At 73.7% G+C, this 14,849-nt stretch carries 12 protein-coding genes; 6 read left to right on the forward strand and 6 right to left on the reverse strand.

Annotated elements, in window-relative coordinates; genetic code table 11:
- Positions 1 to 259 precede the first annotated feature (259 nt).
- A complete protein-coding gene (locus H1A17_RS16740; protein ID WP_240762128.1) occupies positions 260 to 1,720 on the reverse strand; it encodes a pectinesterase family protein in 1,461 nt (486 codons plus the stop codon).
- Between the two features lie 204 nt (positions 1,721 to 1,924).
- Here H1A17_RS16740 and H1A17_RS16745 point away from each other — a divergent pair, with 204 nt between their 5' ends.
- The 6 genes from H1A17_RS16745 to H1A17_RS16770 are packed head-to-tail and all read left to right on the forward strand — an operon-like array spanning position 1,925 to position 8,102.
- A complete protein-coding gene (locus H1A17_RS16745) occupies positions 1,925 to 2,857 on the forward strand; it encodes an STM4015 family protein (protein WP_205789037.1) in 933 nt (310 codons plus the stop codon).
- 6 nt (positions 2,858 to 2,863) lie between these two features.
- Complete coding sequence (locus H1A17_RS16750) at positions 2,864 to 3,814, forward strand: STM4015 family protein (RefSeq protein ID WP_145920090.1); 951 nt, start codon at positions 2,864 to 2,866, stop codon at positions 3,812 to 3,814.
- A 1-nt stretch (position 3,815) separates the two neighbouring features.
- Positions 3,816 to 5,000 carry an STM4014 family protein gene (locus H1A17_RS16755; protein ID WP_168222503.1) on the forward strand — a complete coding sequence of 395 codons (1,185 nt, stop codon included), beginning with the start codon at positions 3,816 to 3,818 and terminating at the stop codon, positions 4,998 to 5,000.
- Entirely contained in the window at positions 4,988 to 5,791 is an 804-nt protein-coding gene (locus H1A17_RS16760; protein ID WP_145920091.1) for an STM4013/SEN3800 family hydrolase, read from the forward strand. The genes H1A17_RS16755 and H1A17_RS16760 overlap by 13 nt, the downstream gene beginning before the upstream one ends.
- A complete protein-coding gene (locus H1A17_RS16765; RefSeq protein ID WP_240762130.1) occupies positions 5,788 to 7,113 on the forward strand; it encodes an STM4012 family radical SAM protein in 1,326 nt (441 codons plus the stop codon). The genes H1A17_RS16760 and H1A17_RS16765 overlap by 4 nt, the downstream gene beginning before the upstream one ends.
- Entirely contained in the window at positions 7,110 to 8,102 is a 993-nt protein-coding gene (locus H1A17_RS16770) for an STM4011 family radical SAM protein (RefSeq protein WP_309236786.1), read from the forward strand. The genes H1A17_RS16765 and H1A17_RS16770 overlap by 4 nt, the downstream gene beginning before the upstream one ends.
- Before the next feature lie 13 nt (positions 8,103 to 8,115).
- Here H1A17_RS16770 and H1A17_RS16775 read toward each other — a convergent pair whose 3' ends face one another.
- From H1A17_RS16775 to H1A17_RS16795, 5 genes are read right to left on the reverse strand one after another with little or no spacing between them, the layout of a single operon-like run.
- The gene (locus H1A17_RS16775; RefSeq protein WP_145920093.1) at positions 8,116 to 9,609 is read right to left on the reverse strand and encodes an MFS transporter; all 1,494 of its coding nucleotides are present in this window, start codon (positions 9,607 to 9,609) and stop codon (positions 8,116 to 8,118) included.
- Positions 9,606 to 11,390: an IucA/IucC family siderophore biosynthesis protein gene (locus H1A17_RS16780; RefSeq protein WP_145920094.1), complete on the reverse strand. Its 1,785-nt coding sequence runs from the start codon at positions 11,388 to 11,390 to the stop codon at positions 9,606 to 9,608. The genes H1A17_RS16775 and H1A17_RS16780 overlap by 4 nt, the downstream gene beginning before the upstream one ends.
- Positions 11,387 to 11,962 carry a GNAT family N-acetyltransferase gene (locus tag H1A17_RS16785; protein ID WP_194822295.1) on the reverse strand — a complete coding sequence of 192 codons (576 nt, stop codon included), beginning with the start codon at positions 11,960 to 11,962 and terminating at the stop codon, positions 11,387 to 11,389. The genes H1A17_RS16780 and H1A17_RS16785 overlap by 4 nt, the downstream gene beginning before the upstream one ends.
- Positions 11,959 to 13,251 carry a lysine N(6)-hydroxylase/L-ornithine N(5)-oxygenase family protein gene (locus tag H1A17_RS16790; protein ID WP_145920095.1) on the reverse strand — a complete coding sequence of 431 codons (1,293 nt, stop codon included), beginning with the start codon at positions 13,249 to 13,251 and terminating at the stop codon, positions 11,959 to 11,961. Before H1A17_RS16790 ends, H1A17_RS16785 begins: the two co-directional genes overlap by 4 nt.
- A gap of 25 nt (positions 13,252 to 13,276) precedes the next feature.
- On the reverse strand, positions 13,277 to 14,827 hold the full coding sequence (locus H1A17_RS16795; RefSeq protein WP_145920096.1) for an aspartate aminotransferase family protein: 1,551 nt from the start codon (positions 14,825 to 14,827) through the stop codon (positions 13,277 to 13,279).
- Between the last annotated feature and the right edge of the window lie 22 nt (positions 14,828 to 14,849).

Genomic DNA, 14,849 nt, shown 5'->3' on the forward strand with positions numbered 1-14,849 from the left:
TGTGGACGGCCGTCCGGTGGAGAAGACGATGCGGCATCGATGAAAGGTTTTGCAAGACCTTGCGGCAAAGTTTTCGACATCTGCCGGCAATGATCTGCAAAGCGTTGCAGGGTGCGTCCCGTCCGCCACCCGGCGTCGCCGCCTCCGCCGTCCACGCGGGGGCACCCCGCACGCAGGCCCGGTTCCCCCGCCCCGACCTCCGGGGCGGGGGAACCGGGCCTGCGGGTGACCCTCGTTCAGGGTCGTGGCGTCCGGGTGCTCACATCGGGTTCCAGCCGTCGCTGCCGGCGAGGTAGCGCTGCGGCGTGTAGGTGGCCGCCTGCGCGTCGCTGAGCTGAGGACGGTTGCCGTTCGTGCCGGCGCCGGGGCCGGTGTTGCGGTACTCGCGGAACCGCGCGTTCTGCCACACGTTGCCGGACATGTCGATCCAGGGCTGGGCGGTCTTCATGGTCGCGCTCAACGTCGACTCCCGGTAGAGGACCTGGGCGTCCGGCCCCCACGGGCGACCGAGCTGGGTGGTGTTGTTCGTCGCCCCGGTGATCGTCGACCGGTAGATCAGCATCCCGTACGTCTTGCTGGCCGGCGTCCGGGCGGCGGTGATCGGCCCACCGGTCGAGCGCTTCTCGTAGATCGAGCTGCCGTCGATGACGATCGTGCCGCCGCCGAAGATGAAGTCGACGGTGCCCTCCACGTAGGAGCCGACCACGTACGCCCGGGTCTTGTCGTTGACCAGGAAGGTGTCCTGGTCGCCGAGGAGCCGGACGTTGCGCAGCACCGCCCGGTCGGCGTTCAGGTGCAGCGCCACCGCCTGCTGGTCGACCCCCGAGGTGTTCTCCACGAAGTCGTTGGCGATCGTCAGGTTCTCGGCGACGAAGTTCGCCCCGTCGACGAACATGCTCGCGCTGTTGAAGGTGCCGTAGGTGGTGCCGTCCGGCTTACGGGTGCCGGCGGAGTTGTTGTAGACGAGCACGACGTTCGACGGTGCCGAGCCGAGGCCCCGCAGGGTGACGTTGGTCTTGTTCGACGCCACCCGGACGACCTCGCGGTAGGTGCCGGGCTTGATGGTGATGGTGGTCCGGCTCGAACTGTTCGCCGGCACGGCGTCGATGGCGGCCTGGACCGTGCGGTACCGGCCGCTGCCGTCCGCGGCCACCGTCGGCGTCCCGCTGGTCGGCGGCGGCGTGGTCGGCGGCGCGGTGGTCACCGGCGGTGGGGTGGTGGGCGGCGCGGTCGTCGGGGGCGGGGTGGTGGGCGGTGGCGTGGTCGGCGGTGGCGTCGTCGGCGGCGCGGCGGTGGTGGGGGTGGTCGATCCGGTGCAGGCGGTGCCGTTGAGGGTGAAGCCGGCGGGGTCCGGGTTGCTGCCGGTCCAGGTGCCGTTGAAGCCCACGTCCACGACGCCGCCGGTGGCGATGGCCGCGTTGTAGTCGAGGTTGGTGGCGACCACGCTGCCGCTGGCCGGGCTGGCGGTGAAGCCCCAGGCGCTGGTGATGGTCTGCCCGGCCGGGAAGGTCCAGCCGAGCCGCCAGCCGGTGACGGGGTCGCCCAGGTTCCTGATCGAGATGGCGGCGGTGAAGCCACCGGCCCACTGGGCGCCTACCTGGTAGGTGACCTGACAGCCGGCGGCGGCCTGCGCCGAGACGGCGGTGACGACACCGGCGACGAGGGTGGTGGTGACGGCGGTGGCGACGATCGACGCCGCCCGCCGGGTGCGGTTTCTCACGAGCGAACTCCCCGGGGGTATCCGAACACGGACCGCCGTGGGAGCGCTGACACGAGACTCGCACACCCGCCTGTCGCTGTAAAGCGTCACCGGCCGGACACCCCCGGTAGCCCCGGACCGGTCCGGTCACCCGGCACTGATCATCGTGTCGGTCGGGCCTGTTACGGTCGCGCCGCTGTCACACCAGTCGAGCCGGAGGTAGGCGTGATCCGTTCGCACATGTCGTCGTTCGCCGGAATGCCGGTGGTCCCCTTCACACCGGGGATGACCCTGCCCGACGACCCGTCGGCCGTCGCCTGGCGGCTGGAGGTCGAGGACTTCGAGGCCGAACCGGAGGAGTTCGCCGGCCTGGTCACGGCGCTGCGGACGGAGGTGCCCGGCGCGGCGGTCCGCGCCCTGGTGATCGGCGAGTGGGGCTCGGCGTACGAGCGGGCACTCCCGGTCGACCTGCTGGCCGACGCGGCCGAGGACTGGCCGGCCCTGCGCGCGGTGTTCCTGGCCGACCTGGTCAGCGAGCAGTGCGAGATCTCCTGGCTCACCCACGGTGACCTCACCCCGCTGCTGACCGCCTACCCGGAGCTGGAGACGCTGTGGGTACGCGGGGCCAACGAGCTGACCCTGCAACCGGTGCGCCACACCGGCCTGCGGGAGCTGGGCTTCCAGACCGGCGGCCTGCCCGGTGCGGTGACCCGTGCGGTGGGCGACAGCGACCTGCCCGCCCTGCGCCGGCTCGACCTGTGGCTCGGCCGGCAGGACTACGGCGGCGACACCGGCGTCGACGACCTGGCCGCGATCCTGGCCGGCGACCGGCTGCCCGCGCTGCGGCACCTGGCGGTCTGCAACGCCGAGTTCGCCGACCACGTCGCGAAGGCGGTGGCCGCCGCGCCGGTGGTGGCCCGGCTGGAGGTGCTCGACCTGTCGATGGGGGTACTCACCGACCCCGGCGCCGAGGCGCTGCTGGCGGGGCAGCCGCTGACCCACCTGCGCCGCCTCGACCTGCACCACCATTTCCTCTCCCCCGAGGTGGCCCAGCGGCTGGTGGACGCGCTGCCCGGCGTCCAGGTCGACCTGGACGACCCGCAGACCCCCGACGAGTACAACGGCACCGTCTACCGCTTCACCGCGGTCGGGGAGTGAGCGCCGATGACGTTCGGTTCCCACGCGCAGACGTTCGCCGGACTGCCGGTGGTCGAGTTCCCCGCCGACGGGCCGCCGCCCGTCGTGGACGGTCCGGTCTGCTGGCGGATCGCCAACTGGCACTTCGACGGCGACACCCGGCAGGACACCCAGTCGGAGCAGTTCCGCGACCTGTTCGACCGGTTCGTCGAGCAGGTCGGTGACCGCGTCGAGGCGCTGGTCGTCGGGGCGTGGGGATACGCGGCGTTCCACCACGCCCCGATCGCCCAGCTCTGCGCGGCGGCGGACCGGCTGCCCCGGCTGCGGGCCCTGTTCCTCGGCGACATGGTCACCGAGGAGTGCGAGGTCTCCTGGATGCGGGTCGGCGACGTCAGTCCGTTGCTGACGGCCTACCCGCAGCTGGAGGTGCTACGGGTACGCGGCGGTGAGGACTTCGACTTCTCCCCGGTGCGGCACGAGCGGCTGCGGACGCTGTCCGTGCAGAGCGGCGGGCTGTCCCGGGAGTTCGTCGGCGCGGTGCTCGGCTCGGAACTGCCCGCGCTGCACCACCTGGACCTGTGGCTGGGCACCGACGACTACGGCGGGGACACCACCGTGGCCGACCTGGACGCGTTGCTGGCCGGCAAGCTCTTCCCGGCGCTGCGCCGGCTCGGGCTGCGCAACGCCGAGATCACCGACGAGCTGGCCGCCGCGCTCGCCACCGCCGCCGTGGTGCCCCGGTTGGAGCGGCTCGACCTGTCACTGGGCACCCTGTCCGACGACGGGCTGGCCGCGCTGCTCGCCGGGCAGTCCCTGACCCACCTGACCGCCCTCGACCTGCACCACCACTACCTGTCGGAGGACGCCGCCACCCGGGTGGTCGCCGCGTTGCCCGGCGTCGAGGTCGACGTCTCCGAGCCGCAGGAACCGGACGAGGACGACGGGGAGATCTACCGCTACACGGCGGTGTCGGAGTGACATGCGACTGACCGTGGTGGGCAACCCCGACAACCGGCGGGTCGCGCTGTTCCGGCGGGCCGTGCGCGCGGCGGGGTTGCCCGACCCGGCGGTGCTGCCCTGGGCGCGGGTGCTCACCGGGGCTGCCCCGCCGGACGCCGACGCCCTGGTCCGGGTCGACTCCCCCGGCGAGGACGCGGAGGTGGACCGGCTGCTGCGCGGCGCGGCCACCCCCGCCCGGCACGGGGAGCTGGTCGGCCTCGCCGACACGTACGCCGGGCTGGTGGCCGGGACGGGACGGATCGCCGCCGGGGGCGCGACGCTGCTCAACCACCCCGACGACGTGGCGGCGCTGTGCGACAAGCGCCGCTGCCACGCGCTGCTGTCGGCCGCCGGGGTGCCGGTGCCGGCGGCGCTGCCACCGGTCGACGGCTACCCGCAGTTGCGGGCGGCGATGGCGGCGGCCGGCTGGCAGCGGGTGTTCGTCAAGCCGGCGCACGGATCGTCGGCGGCCGGGGTGATCGCGCTCGCCGTCGGGCCGCGCCGGGTGCAGGCGGTCACCCCGATCGAGATCGCCCCGGACGGGCTGTTCAACTCGCTGCGGCTGCGCCGCTACGACGACGAGGCGACCGTCGCGGCCCTGGTCGACCGGCTCGCCCCGGAGGGCCTGCACGTGGAGCGGTGGCTGCCCAAGGCCGGGCTGGCCGACCGGGTGGTCGACCTGCGGGTGGTGGTGGTCGCCGGCCGGGCCACCCACGCCGTGGTCCGGGCGGCCCGGGGGCCGCTGACCAACCTGCACCTGGGCAACGCCCGTGGCGACCTGGACGCGCTGCGGGCGGCGGCCGGCCCGGCGGCGTGGGCGGCGGCGATGCGGACCTGCGAGCGGGCGGCGGCGTGCTTTCCCCGGTCGCTGCACGTCGGCGTCGACCTGATGTTCCTGGTGGGGTGGCGGCGGCACGCGGTGGCCGAGGTCAACGCGTTCGGCGACCTGCTGCCCGGGGTGCTGGCCGACGGCCGGGACACCTACGCCGAGCAGGTGCACGCACTGACCAGCGGCCGGTGGGAGCGGTGGCGGGCGACGGTGGCCGGCGACGGCCCGGCAGCGGCCGGGCCCGACCCGGCGGCCGGCACGACGACGGGGCGGGGTCGCCCGGCGGCCGACGGGCCGGTGACCACGCGACGGGAGGAGGTCGGATGCGCGCCCTGATCGGCAGTCACGACATCTGCCTGGTCACCCTCGACACGCTGCGCTTCGACGTGGCCGCCGAGCTGGCCGGGGCCGGGCGGACGCCCCGGCTGGCCCGGGTGCTGCCCGGCGGGCGGTGGGAGCGGCGGCACTCCCCCGCCAGCTTCACCTACGCCGCGCACCACGCCTTCTTCGCCGGTTTCCTGCCCACCCCGGTGGGGCCGGGCCGGCACGAGCGGCTGTACGCGGCGGCGTTCCCGGGCAGCGAGACCGCCGGGGCCGACACCTGGGTCTTCGACGCCCCCGACCTGCCGACCGCGCTGGCCGGGGCCGGCTACCACACGCTCTGCCTGGGTGGGGTGGGCTTCTTCAACCGGCGCAGCCCGCTCGGGTCGGTGCTGCCGGGCCTGTTCGCCGAGGCGCACTGGGAGCCGGAGTTCGGGGTCACCTCCCCCACCTGCCTGGACGCGCAGCTCGACCGGCTGGCCGAGGTGCTGCCCGGCCGGCCCGCCGACCGGCCGGTGTTCACCTTCCTCAACGTCGCCGCCCTGCACCAACCCAACCGGCACCACCTGCCCGGCGCGGCGCACGACAGCCGGGACAGTCACGCCGCCGCCCTGGAGTACGTCGACTCCCGGGTCGACCGGCTGTTCGCCCTGCTCACCGGGCGGGGACGGCCGGTGTTCACGATCATCTGTTCCGACCACGGCACCGCGTACGGCGAGGACGGGCACACCGGCCACCGGATCGGCCACGACGTGGTGTGGACCGTCCCGTACGCCCACTTCGTTCTGCGACCGGGGGAATGGTGACCAGCACCGACACGGGCCTCGACGGCTCGCCGTACCAGCAGTACCTCTACGCGTACCCGCACAAGACCTCCTACCGGGCGCTGCGGCCCCGGCCGCTACTGGCCGACGTGTGGCGGGCCGAGGCCCGCGACGCGCTCTTCCTCTACGTGCACCTGCCGTTCTGCGAGATGCGCTGCGGCTTCTGCAACCTGTTCACCCGGGCCAACGCCCCGCAGGAACAGGTCACCGACTACCTGCGGCAACTGCGCCGGCAGGCGGAACGGGTCGCCGACGCGCTCGGCGACGACGCCGGGTACGCCCGGGTGGCGCTGGGCGGGGGCACCCCCACCTACCTGACCGCCGACGAGCTGACCGAGCTGTTCGACATCGTCACCGGCACCTCGGGGGCGCGGCTGCCGGGCGTACCGCTGGCGGTGGAGACCTCGCCGGCCACCGCGACGCCGGACCGGCTGGCGGTGCTGACGGCGCACGGGGTGCACCGGGTGAGCATCGGCGTGCAGAGCTTCCTCGACGTCGAGGCGCGGGCCGCCGGCCGGCCGCAGCGCCGCACGGAGGTGGAGACGGCGCTCGGCGCGATCCGGGCTGCGGCGGTCCCGGTGCTGAACATCGACCTGATCTACGGCATCGACGGGCAGACGGCGGCGACCTGGCGGGAGAGCCTGGACGCGGCGCTGGCCTGGCGGCCGGAGGAGCTGTACCTGTACCCGCTCTACGTGCGGCCGTTGACCGGGCTGGGTCGGCGGGCGCACGGCCGGGCCGACTGGGACGCCCACCGGCTGGCCCTCTACCGGCAGGCGGTGGAGGTCCTCGGCGCGGCCGGCTACCGGCAGGAGTCGATGCGGCAGTTCCGTCGCGCCGACGTGCCCGCCCCGGACGGGCCGGACTACTGCTGCCAGGACGACGGCATGGTCGGGCTCGGCTGCGGGGCGCGCTCCTACACCACCGCGCTGCACTACTCGTTCGACTACGCGGTCTCGGTGTCGCAGGTCCGGGCGGTGCTGGACGACTACCTGGCCCGCCCGGCCGACGACTTCCGCCACGCCGAATTCGGCTTCGCCCTCGACGGCACCGAGCAGCGCCGCCGGTGGCTGCTCAAGTCGCTGCTGCGCGCCGAGGGCGTCGACGCGGCGGCCTACGCCGCCCGGTTCGGCCGGCCGCCCGGCGAGGACTTTCCCGAGCTGGGACGGCTGGCCGCCCGGGGCTGGGCGGACGCCGACGGGCTGCGGCTCACCCCGGCGGGGTTGGCCCGCTCCGACGCGATCGGCCCGTGGCTGACCTCCGCCCGGGTCCGGCAGGCGATGACCGGGTACGTGCCCCGGTGACCACTCGACCACCGCTGCCGTTGCACGCCGTCACGCCCCGGGGGGCGCTGCCGTTGCACGCCGTCACGCCCCGGGTGGCGCAGCCGGGCTGTTCCGCTGCCGGGCGTGCCGACGTCGGGGCGGAGCTGGCGGTGCTCTACCGGGGGCCGCTGGCGAGCTGCAACTACGACTGCCCGTACTGCCCGTTCGCCAAGCGGGTCGACCCGCCGGAGCTGCTGCGCGCCGACCGGGCCGCGCTGGAGCGGTTCGCCGGCTGGGTGGCGGCCACCACCGACCGGCGGCTGTCGGTGCTGTTCACCCCGTGGGGGGAGGGGCTGACCCGCAGCTGGTACCGCGACGCCATGGTGGCGCTGTCGCACCTGCCGCACGTCGACCGGGTGGTCATCCAGACCAACCTGGCCGCCCGGGTGGACTGGCTGGCCGACGCCGACCGGACGACGGCGGCACTGTGGACGACGTACCACCCCGGGCAGGTCACCCGGGAGCGGTTCCTCGCCCGCTGCGCCCGCCTGTCCGAGCTGGGCGTGCGCTACTCGGTGGGAGTGGTCGGCCTGCCCGAGCACCTGGCCGAGGCGCGGGCGTTGCGGGCCGCCCTGCCCGCGCAGGTGTACCTGTGGGTCAACGCCGCCGACGGGCACCGCTACACCGCCGGGCAGGAGGCGGCCTGGACGGCGCTGGACCCGCTGTTCGGCTGGAGCGTCCGCCCGCACCCGTCGCTCGGCCGGCCCTGCCACGCCGGGGAGACGGCGATCTCCGTCGCGGGTGACGGCACCGTGCGCCGCTGCCACTTCCGCCCCACGCCGATCGGCAACCTCTACGACGGGTCGTGGCGGGCCGCCCTGAAGCCCCGGGCGTGCGACGCCGCGCTCTGCGACTGCCACATCGGGTACGTCCACCTCAAGCCGCTCGGGTTGCGTGACGTGTTCGCCGGTGGGCTGCTGGAACGCATTCCGGCGGCCTGGCCGGCCCCGGGCCTGCCGGAACTCTGAACGGCCCGGCCGGTCAGCGGGTGCGCTCGGCGCGGCGCAGCAGCCCGGCGGCGAGCAGGCCACCGGCCAGCACCGCCACCGCCCCGGCGGTCTGCCCGGTGACCAGCGCCGACGAGAATGCGTCGGTGACCCGGCCGCGTTCGGCGTCGCCTGCGGCGGCGGCCAGCGCCGCCGGGTACGACCCGGCACCGGCCACCGCGACCGGCGCGAGCGCGGCGAACCGGGCGTTGAGCACCGCGCCGAGGACGGCGATGCCGAGGCTGCCGCCCACCTCGGCCATGGTGCCGTCGATCCCCGCGCCGACGCCGGCCTTGGCCGGTGGGATGGAGCTCATCACCGCCTCGACGATGGCCGGGTTGGCCAGGGCGCAGCCGAAACCCATCACCAGCAGCCCGGTGAGCAGCACCGCGTAGCTGTCGGAGCGGACGTGGGTGATCAGGGTGAGGCCGGCGGAGAGCAGCACCATGCCCAGCGCGATGGCCCCGGGCACCCCGAGCCGGCGGATCAGCCGGGTGGCGACCCCGCCGAGGTTGAGCAGCACGATGGACAGCGCGAACGGCACCATCCGCAGTCCCGCCTCCCAGGCGGGGTAGCCGCGGACGAACTGGAGGTGCTGGGTGAGTAGGAACAGCGCGCCGGTGGAGCCGAAGGTGATCAGGACGACGCCGGTGACCGCGCCGACGAACCGCCGGTCGGTGAAGAAGTGCATGTCCAGCATGGGGGCGGCGGTCCGCCGTTCCCACACCACGAAGGCGGCCAGCAGGAGCACGCCGATACCGGCCGCGCCGAGCACCGCCGGTGCGGTCCAGCCCCGTTCGGGGCCGTCGATGATGGCCCAGACCACGCCGGTGAGGCCGGCGGTGGACAGCAGCACCCCGCCGAGGTCGGGCCGCCCGCCGACCGGGTCCCGGGACTCCGGCACCAGCACCCGGGCGGCCGCCAGGCAGACCAGCACGATGGGCACGTTGACCAGGAAGATCGCGCCCCAGGGCAGATGGGCGAGGATGATCCCGCCGATCGGCGGGCCGGCGGCGTAGCCGAGGGCGCTGGTGGCCGCCCAGATGCCGATCGCCCGGGAGCGTTCGGCGCCGTCGAAGACCTGCATGGCGACGGCGAGGGTGGCGGTGACCAGCAGCGCCCCGCCGACACCCATGCCGGCGCGGGCGGCGATCAACTGGTCTCCGGAGCGGGCCAGCCCGGCGGCCAGCGAGCCGACGCCGAACAGCACCAGGCCGGCGACGAGCATCCGGCGGCGGCCGTACCGGTCGGCGGCGCTGCCGGCGGTGAGCAGCAACCCGCACTGCACCAGCGCGTACGCGTTGATCATCCACTGGATGTCGGTGGTGCTCGCGTCCAGTTCGGTGGTGAGCACCGGCACCGCCACGGTGAGCACGGTGTTGTCCAGCACCACGGTCAACTGGGCGAGGCAGAGCACCGCCAGGATCAGCCAGCGGGACCGCAGCGGGGTCGCCGGGCCGGGGCGCGCGGCGGACAGCGCGGTGGTCATCGGGGCGGCGCGTAACGGGCGAGCGGGTTGGCCAGGGTGCCGGCGAACTGGAGCGCCGCCGACGGGTCGGCCAGGTCGACCATCTGCTGGTTGTTGCGCAGTTGCAGCCGGTTGAGGCAGGACAGGGTGAACTCCGAGGCGAACAGGTCGTGCCGGCGCAGCCGGTCGGCCAGGTGCGGCACCCGGGCGGCGTAACCGGTCGCGCAGTCGGCGACGGTACGCCAGAAGTCGTCCTCGTCGAGCACCCCGGCACCGGCCAGCACGGCGTTGAGGTGGCGGAAGAAGCAGTCGAAGACGTCGGTGAAGATGGTCAGCAGCTGCTCGTCGTCGGGGATCGCGGCCCGGACCCGCCGCACCAGCGGTGGCAGGTCGGCGTCGGGGTCCATCACCACGATCTCCTCGGCGATGTCCTTGAAGATGACCCGCTCCACCGCACCGTCGTGCAGCACCAGGATGACGTTCTCGCCGTGCGGCATGAAGGCCAGCCGGTGGGCGTAGAAGCTGTGCAGCAGTGGCACCAGGTAGGCGTCGAGGTAGCGGCGCAGCCACTGCCGCGCGGGCAGGCCGGACTCGGCGATCAGGGCGGCGGCCAGCGACCGTCCGTCCCGGTCGGTGTGCAGCAGGGCGGCCATGGTGGACAGCCGCCGGCCGGGGGCCAGGCCGGGCACCGGGCTCTCCCGCCACAGCGCCGCCAGCATCTTGCGGTACGGCGAGTAGCGGTCGGTGGCCGCCTCGTACTGCGGGTGGCGGTAGCCGACGGCGGCCCGCTCGCGCAGGATCGTCAGCCCGGTGCCGGCGAGCACCGGGTCGCCGGTGACCAGGGCGACGAGCCAGTCGTTGATCGCCGGGGTGGCCTCCATGTAGGCCGCCGACAGACCACGCAGGAAGCCCATGTTCAGCACGGACAGCGCGGTCTTGACGTAGTGCCGGCGCGGCTCGGTGACGTTGAAGAAGGTCCGGATGGACTGCTGCGGCAGGTATTCGTCGGGGGCCTCGCCGAGGCAGACCAGGCGTCGGCGGGCGACCTCACCGGCGAAGGTGACGGCGAGGCGGTTCCACCACTGCCAGGGGTGCACCGGGATGAGCAGGTAGTCGTCGGGGTCGACCCCGGCGTCGGTCAGGGTGGCGGTGAACCGGGCCAGGGTGTCCGGCCCGAGTTCGGTGTGCAGCAGGGTGGCGTAGTCGAGGTCGGTGGCGCTGCTGAAGGTGGCGTGGTCGCGGTGCGCGGCGACCCAGACCAGCCGCACCGGCCGGCCGGCCTCCGGGGCGTACGCGTGGTATTCGTGGACGCCGAAGCCGATCCGGCCGTTGTTGGCCACGAAGCACGGGTGCCCCTCGGTCATCCCGGTCTCGATGGCCTGGAAGTCGGCGCGGGCCAGCTCGTCGGCGCCCACGGCCGGCCGGGTCAGCTTGAACGCCGTGCCGGCCAGGGTGGAGGTGATCTCCTCCAGGTAGACGGGCAGCACCTGGTCGCTGAGGCCGAGCGCGCCGCGCAGTTCGAGGCAGAGGTCCACGGCGTCGAGCGGCAGGTCCTCGTCGCCGCGCCGCCGGGTGATGCTCTCCGGGTCGGGCTGCCAATGGTCGAGGGTGAACCGGCGGGCGGTGAAGCGGTACTCGACCGTGCCGTCGTCGGACCGGACGGCCCACCGGTCGTCGCCGGTGGGGGCTGGCTCGATCAGGCGTTCGTGGGCGAACTCGGCCAGCGCCTTGGCGACCAGCAGCCGGTTGGCCTGGGCCCAGGTGGCGGGGGTCAGGTGGGCCACGGATGCGGCGGGGTTCACGCGGGCACGTCTCCTCGGGTGGCGGCCAGGAACTGGTCGCGGGTGCAGACGCTGAGCAGGGCGTCCTTCTCCGGTTTGCGGATCGGTCCGACGACGGTGAAGCCGACGGCGGCGTTGAGGGCGTGCACGGCGGTGTTGCGCACGTCGGGTTCGACGACCACCCGTCGGGTGGCCGGGTCGGCGAAGAGCCAGTCCAGGACGGTGGTGATGACGGCCAGGGTGAAGCCGTGCACCGGCTGGCCGGTGGGGGCGCAGAGGAAGTGCATGCCGACGTCGCCGGGCTGGGCGGGGTAGCGGCCGACCAGCTCGACCCGGGCCGGGTCGTAGCGTTCGGCGAGGAACGTCGGCTCGCCGCGCCAGAAGCCGAGGTACGCGTCGTGGTGCGGATGGTCGGCGATCCCCCGGTACTCCCGGGCGACCCGGTCGACGTCGGCGTCCTGCATCAGCCAGAACGCCGACTTGGGGTGGGTCACCCAGCGGTGCAGCAGCGCGGCGTCGCCCTCCGGGTCGAGCGTCCGCAGGGTGAACTCGCCGAGGGCCGGGTCGTGGCGGCGGTGCACGACGGGGGTCACCGGGTGCCTCCGGCCGGCACGCCGAACTCCTGGAAGGCGATCCGCTGCTCGATCGGGTAGTGCTCGCGTCCGGTCAGCTCCCGGATGATCCAGGAGTTGCGGTACGGGCCCATACCCAGGTCGGGTGAGGTGATGCTGTGGGTGTGGGTGCCGGCGTTCTGCAGGAACACCCCCCGGCCGGTGTGGTCGATGCTGTAGTTGCGGGCCACGTCGAAGCGGCCGTGGGCGTCGAAGCGCAGCCGGTCGCGGATCGGGTCGAGGAACTCCGGCACCCGGTAGTGGTAGCCGGTGGCCAGCACCAGCGCCTCGGTGTCGAGGGTGAGGTCCCGTTCCTGCTCGATCTGGCGCAGCCCGAGGGTGTAGCGGCCGGCGGCCTCGTCGTAGCGGGCGCTGGTGAGTTCGGTGTTGGTCAGCAGCCGGGTCGGCACCGGCCCGTGCACCCGGTGGGCGTAGAGCAGGTCGAAGATGTCGTTGATCAGGTCGGCGTTGATCCCCTTGAACAGGCTCTTCTGGGCGCCCTCCAGCCGGTAGCGGGTCGCCTCGGGCAGCGCGTGGAAGTAGTCCACGTAGTCCGGTGAGGTCATCTCCAGGGTGAGCTTGGTGTATTCGAGGGGGAAGAAGCGCGGCGACCGGGTGACCCAGTTGAGCTGGTAGCCGTGGGTGCCGAGGTCGGTGAGCAGGTCGTGGTAGATCTCGGCGGCGCTCTGGCCGCTGCCGACGACGGTGATGCTGCGCTTGGCGCGTAGCGCCGCCCGGTGCTCCCGGTAGCGGGAGTTGTGGATGACGTCGCCGCCGAGGTCCCGGCAGGCGTCCGGGACGTACGGCGGGGTGCCGGTGCCCAGCACCAGGTGCCGGGCCCGGTGGGTGACCTGTTCGCCGGCCACCTCGGCGTGCACCACGTACCGCTCGTCGGCGGGGTCGTAGGAGATGCCGGTGACCTGGTGGCCGAAGCGGACCGAGGGCAGTTTCGCCGCCGCCCAGCGGCAGTAGTCGTTGTACTCGTGGCGCAGCGGGAAGAAGCTCTCCCGGATGTAGAACGGGTAGAGCCGGCCGACCTCCTTGAGGTAGTTGAGGAACGAGTACGGCGAGGTCGGGTCGGCCAGGGTGACCAGGTCGGCGATGAACGGCGTCTGCAACCGGGTGGACTCCAGCAGCATGCCGGGGTGCCAGTCGAACTCGTCGCGGGCTTCGAGGAACAGGCCGTCGAGGTCGTCGAGCGGCGCGGTCAGACAGGCCAGCCCGAGGTTGTACGGGCCCAGCCCGACGGCGATGAAGTCGTGGGTCGACACAGGGGTTTTCTCCAGGGCGGGGTGGTCAGCCGACGGGGCTGGACAGCTCGGCGGTGGCCCGGGTGCGGGCGTACCAGCCGGCGTGTTCGGCGATCAGGTCGAGCACGTGGGCGATGTCGTCCAGGGTGGTCTCGGGGTTGAGCAGGGTGAGCTTGAGGTGGTGCGCGCCGTCGACCTTGGTGCCGGCGACCAGCGCCGCGCCGGAGGCGGCCAGCGCCTCGCGGGCGTGCAGGTTGGCGTCGTCGACGACGTCGCGGCCGGCGCCCGGCGGCAGGTAGCGGAACACCACCGTGCTCAACTGCGAGCGGGTGACCACCTCGAAGCGGGGGTCGTCGGCGAGCAGCCGCCAGGCGGCGGCGGCGAGGTCGACCACCTCGTCGAAGAGGCTGCCGATGGCGTCGGGGCCCATGATGCGCAGGGTGAGCCAGAGCTTGAGGGCGTCGAACCGGCGGGTGGTCTGCAGGCTCTTGTCGACCTGGTTGGGGATGCGTCGTTCGGCCATCCGGGCCGGGTTGAGGTAGTCGGCGTGCCAGGTGGCGTGGCGCAGCACCCGCCGGTCGCGGACGACCAGCGCGCTGGAGCTGACCGGCTGGAAGAACGACTTGTGGTAGTCGACGGTGACCGAGTCGGCCCGTTCGATGCCGGCGAGCAGGTGCCGCCGGGTGGGCGAGACCAGCAGCCCGCAGCCGTACGCGGCGTCGACGTGCAGCCAGACCCCGGCGGCGGTGCAGATCTCGGCGATCCGGTCCAGCGGGTCGATGGTGCCGAAGTCGGTGGTGCCGGCGGTGGCGACCACGGCCAGCACGGTCTGGCCGTCGCGGCGGCACCGGTCGAGGGTCTCGGCCAGTTCGTCGGTGCGCATCCGCCGGCCGGCGTCGGTGGCGACGGTGAGCACCGCGTCGGCGCCGAGGCCGAGCAGCTTGGCGGCCTTCTGGACGCTGAAGTGCCCGGCGGTGGAGGTGATGATCCGCAGCCGGGACAGCACCTCGGGCCGGCTGGGCCGGTCGGTGCCGCCGCCGACGATCCGGGCGTACGCCTCCTCCCGGGCCAGCAGCAGCGCCTGGAGGTTGGACTGGGTGCCGCCGCTGGTGAAGATGCCGTCGGCGGCCGGCCCGAAGCCGATCCGTTCGGCGGTCCAGTCGACCAGCCGGCGTTCGATGAGGGTGCCGCCGGCGCTCTGGTCCCAGGTGTCCAGGGAGGAGTTGACCGCGCTGAGCACCGCCTCGCCGAGCAGGGCGGGGATGACCACCGGGCAGTTGAGGTGGGCCAGGTAGCGGGGGTGGTGGAAGTAGACGGCGTCGCGCAGGTAGACGTCGTGCAGTTCGTCGAGGGCGGCGGCGGTGTCGCCGAGTGGACGGTCCAGGTCGATGCCGGCGACCCGGGGGGCCAGTTCGTCGGGGGTGATGCCGGTGCCGGGCCGGTCGACGCCGGCCACCCGGGCCGCGACCCGGTCGATGCCCTCGGTGACGGCCCGGCGGTAGTCCTCGACGGTGCCGGCGGTGAACAGGTGGGCGCGGGGTGGGGTGGGACGCGTCCCGGTCACGGGGGCCTCGACGGTGGATCCGGGCAGGCTCATGAGTAGTCCTCGACGGTCGGTG

The organism is Micromonospora sp. S-DT3-3-22 (genome assembly GCF_015354745.1).
Taxonomy (GTDB): domain Bacteria; phylum Actinomycetota; class Actinomycetes; order Mycobacteriales; family Micromonosporaceae; genus Micromonospora; species Micromonospora wenchangensis.

What these genes read in the sequence shown, in the direction of transcription:
- H1A17_RS16750 (WP_145920090.1), top strand. Translation starts at nt 2,864, where the DNA reads ATGACGTTCGGTTCCCACGCGCAGACGTTCGCCGGACTGCCGGTGGTC.
- H1A17_RS16755 (WP_168222503.1), top strand. Translation starts at nt 3,816, where the DNA reads ATGCGACTGACCGTGGTGGGCAACCCCGACAACCGGCGGGTCGCGCTG.
- H1A17_RS16760 (WP_145920091.1), top strand. Translation starts at nt 4,988, where the DNA reads ATGCGCGCCCTGATCGGCAGTCACGACATCTGCCTGGTCACCCTCGAC.
- H1A17_RS16775 (WP_145920093.1), bottom strand. Translation starts at nt 9,609, where the DNA reads ATGACCACCGCGCTGTCCGCCGCGCGCCCCGGCCCGGCGACCCCGCTG.
- H1A17_RS16795 (WP_145920096.1), bottom strand. Translation starts at nt 14,827, where the DNA reads ATGAGCCTGCCCGGATCCACCGTCGAGGCCCCCGTGACCGGGACGCGT.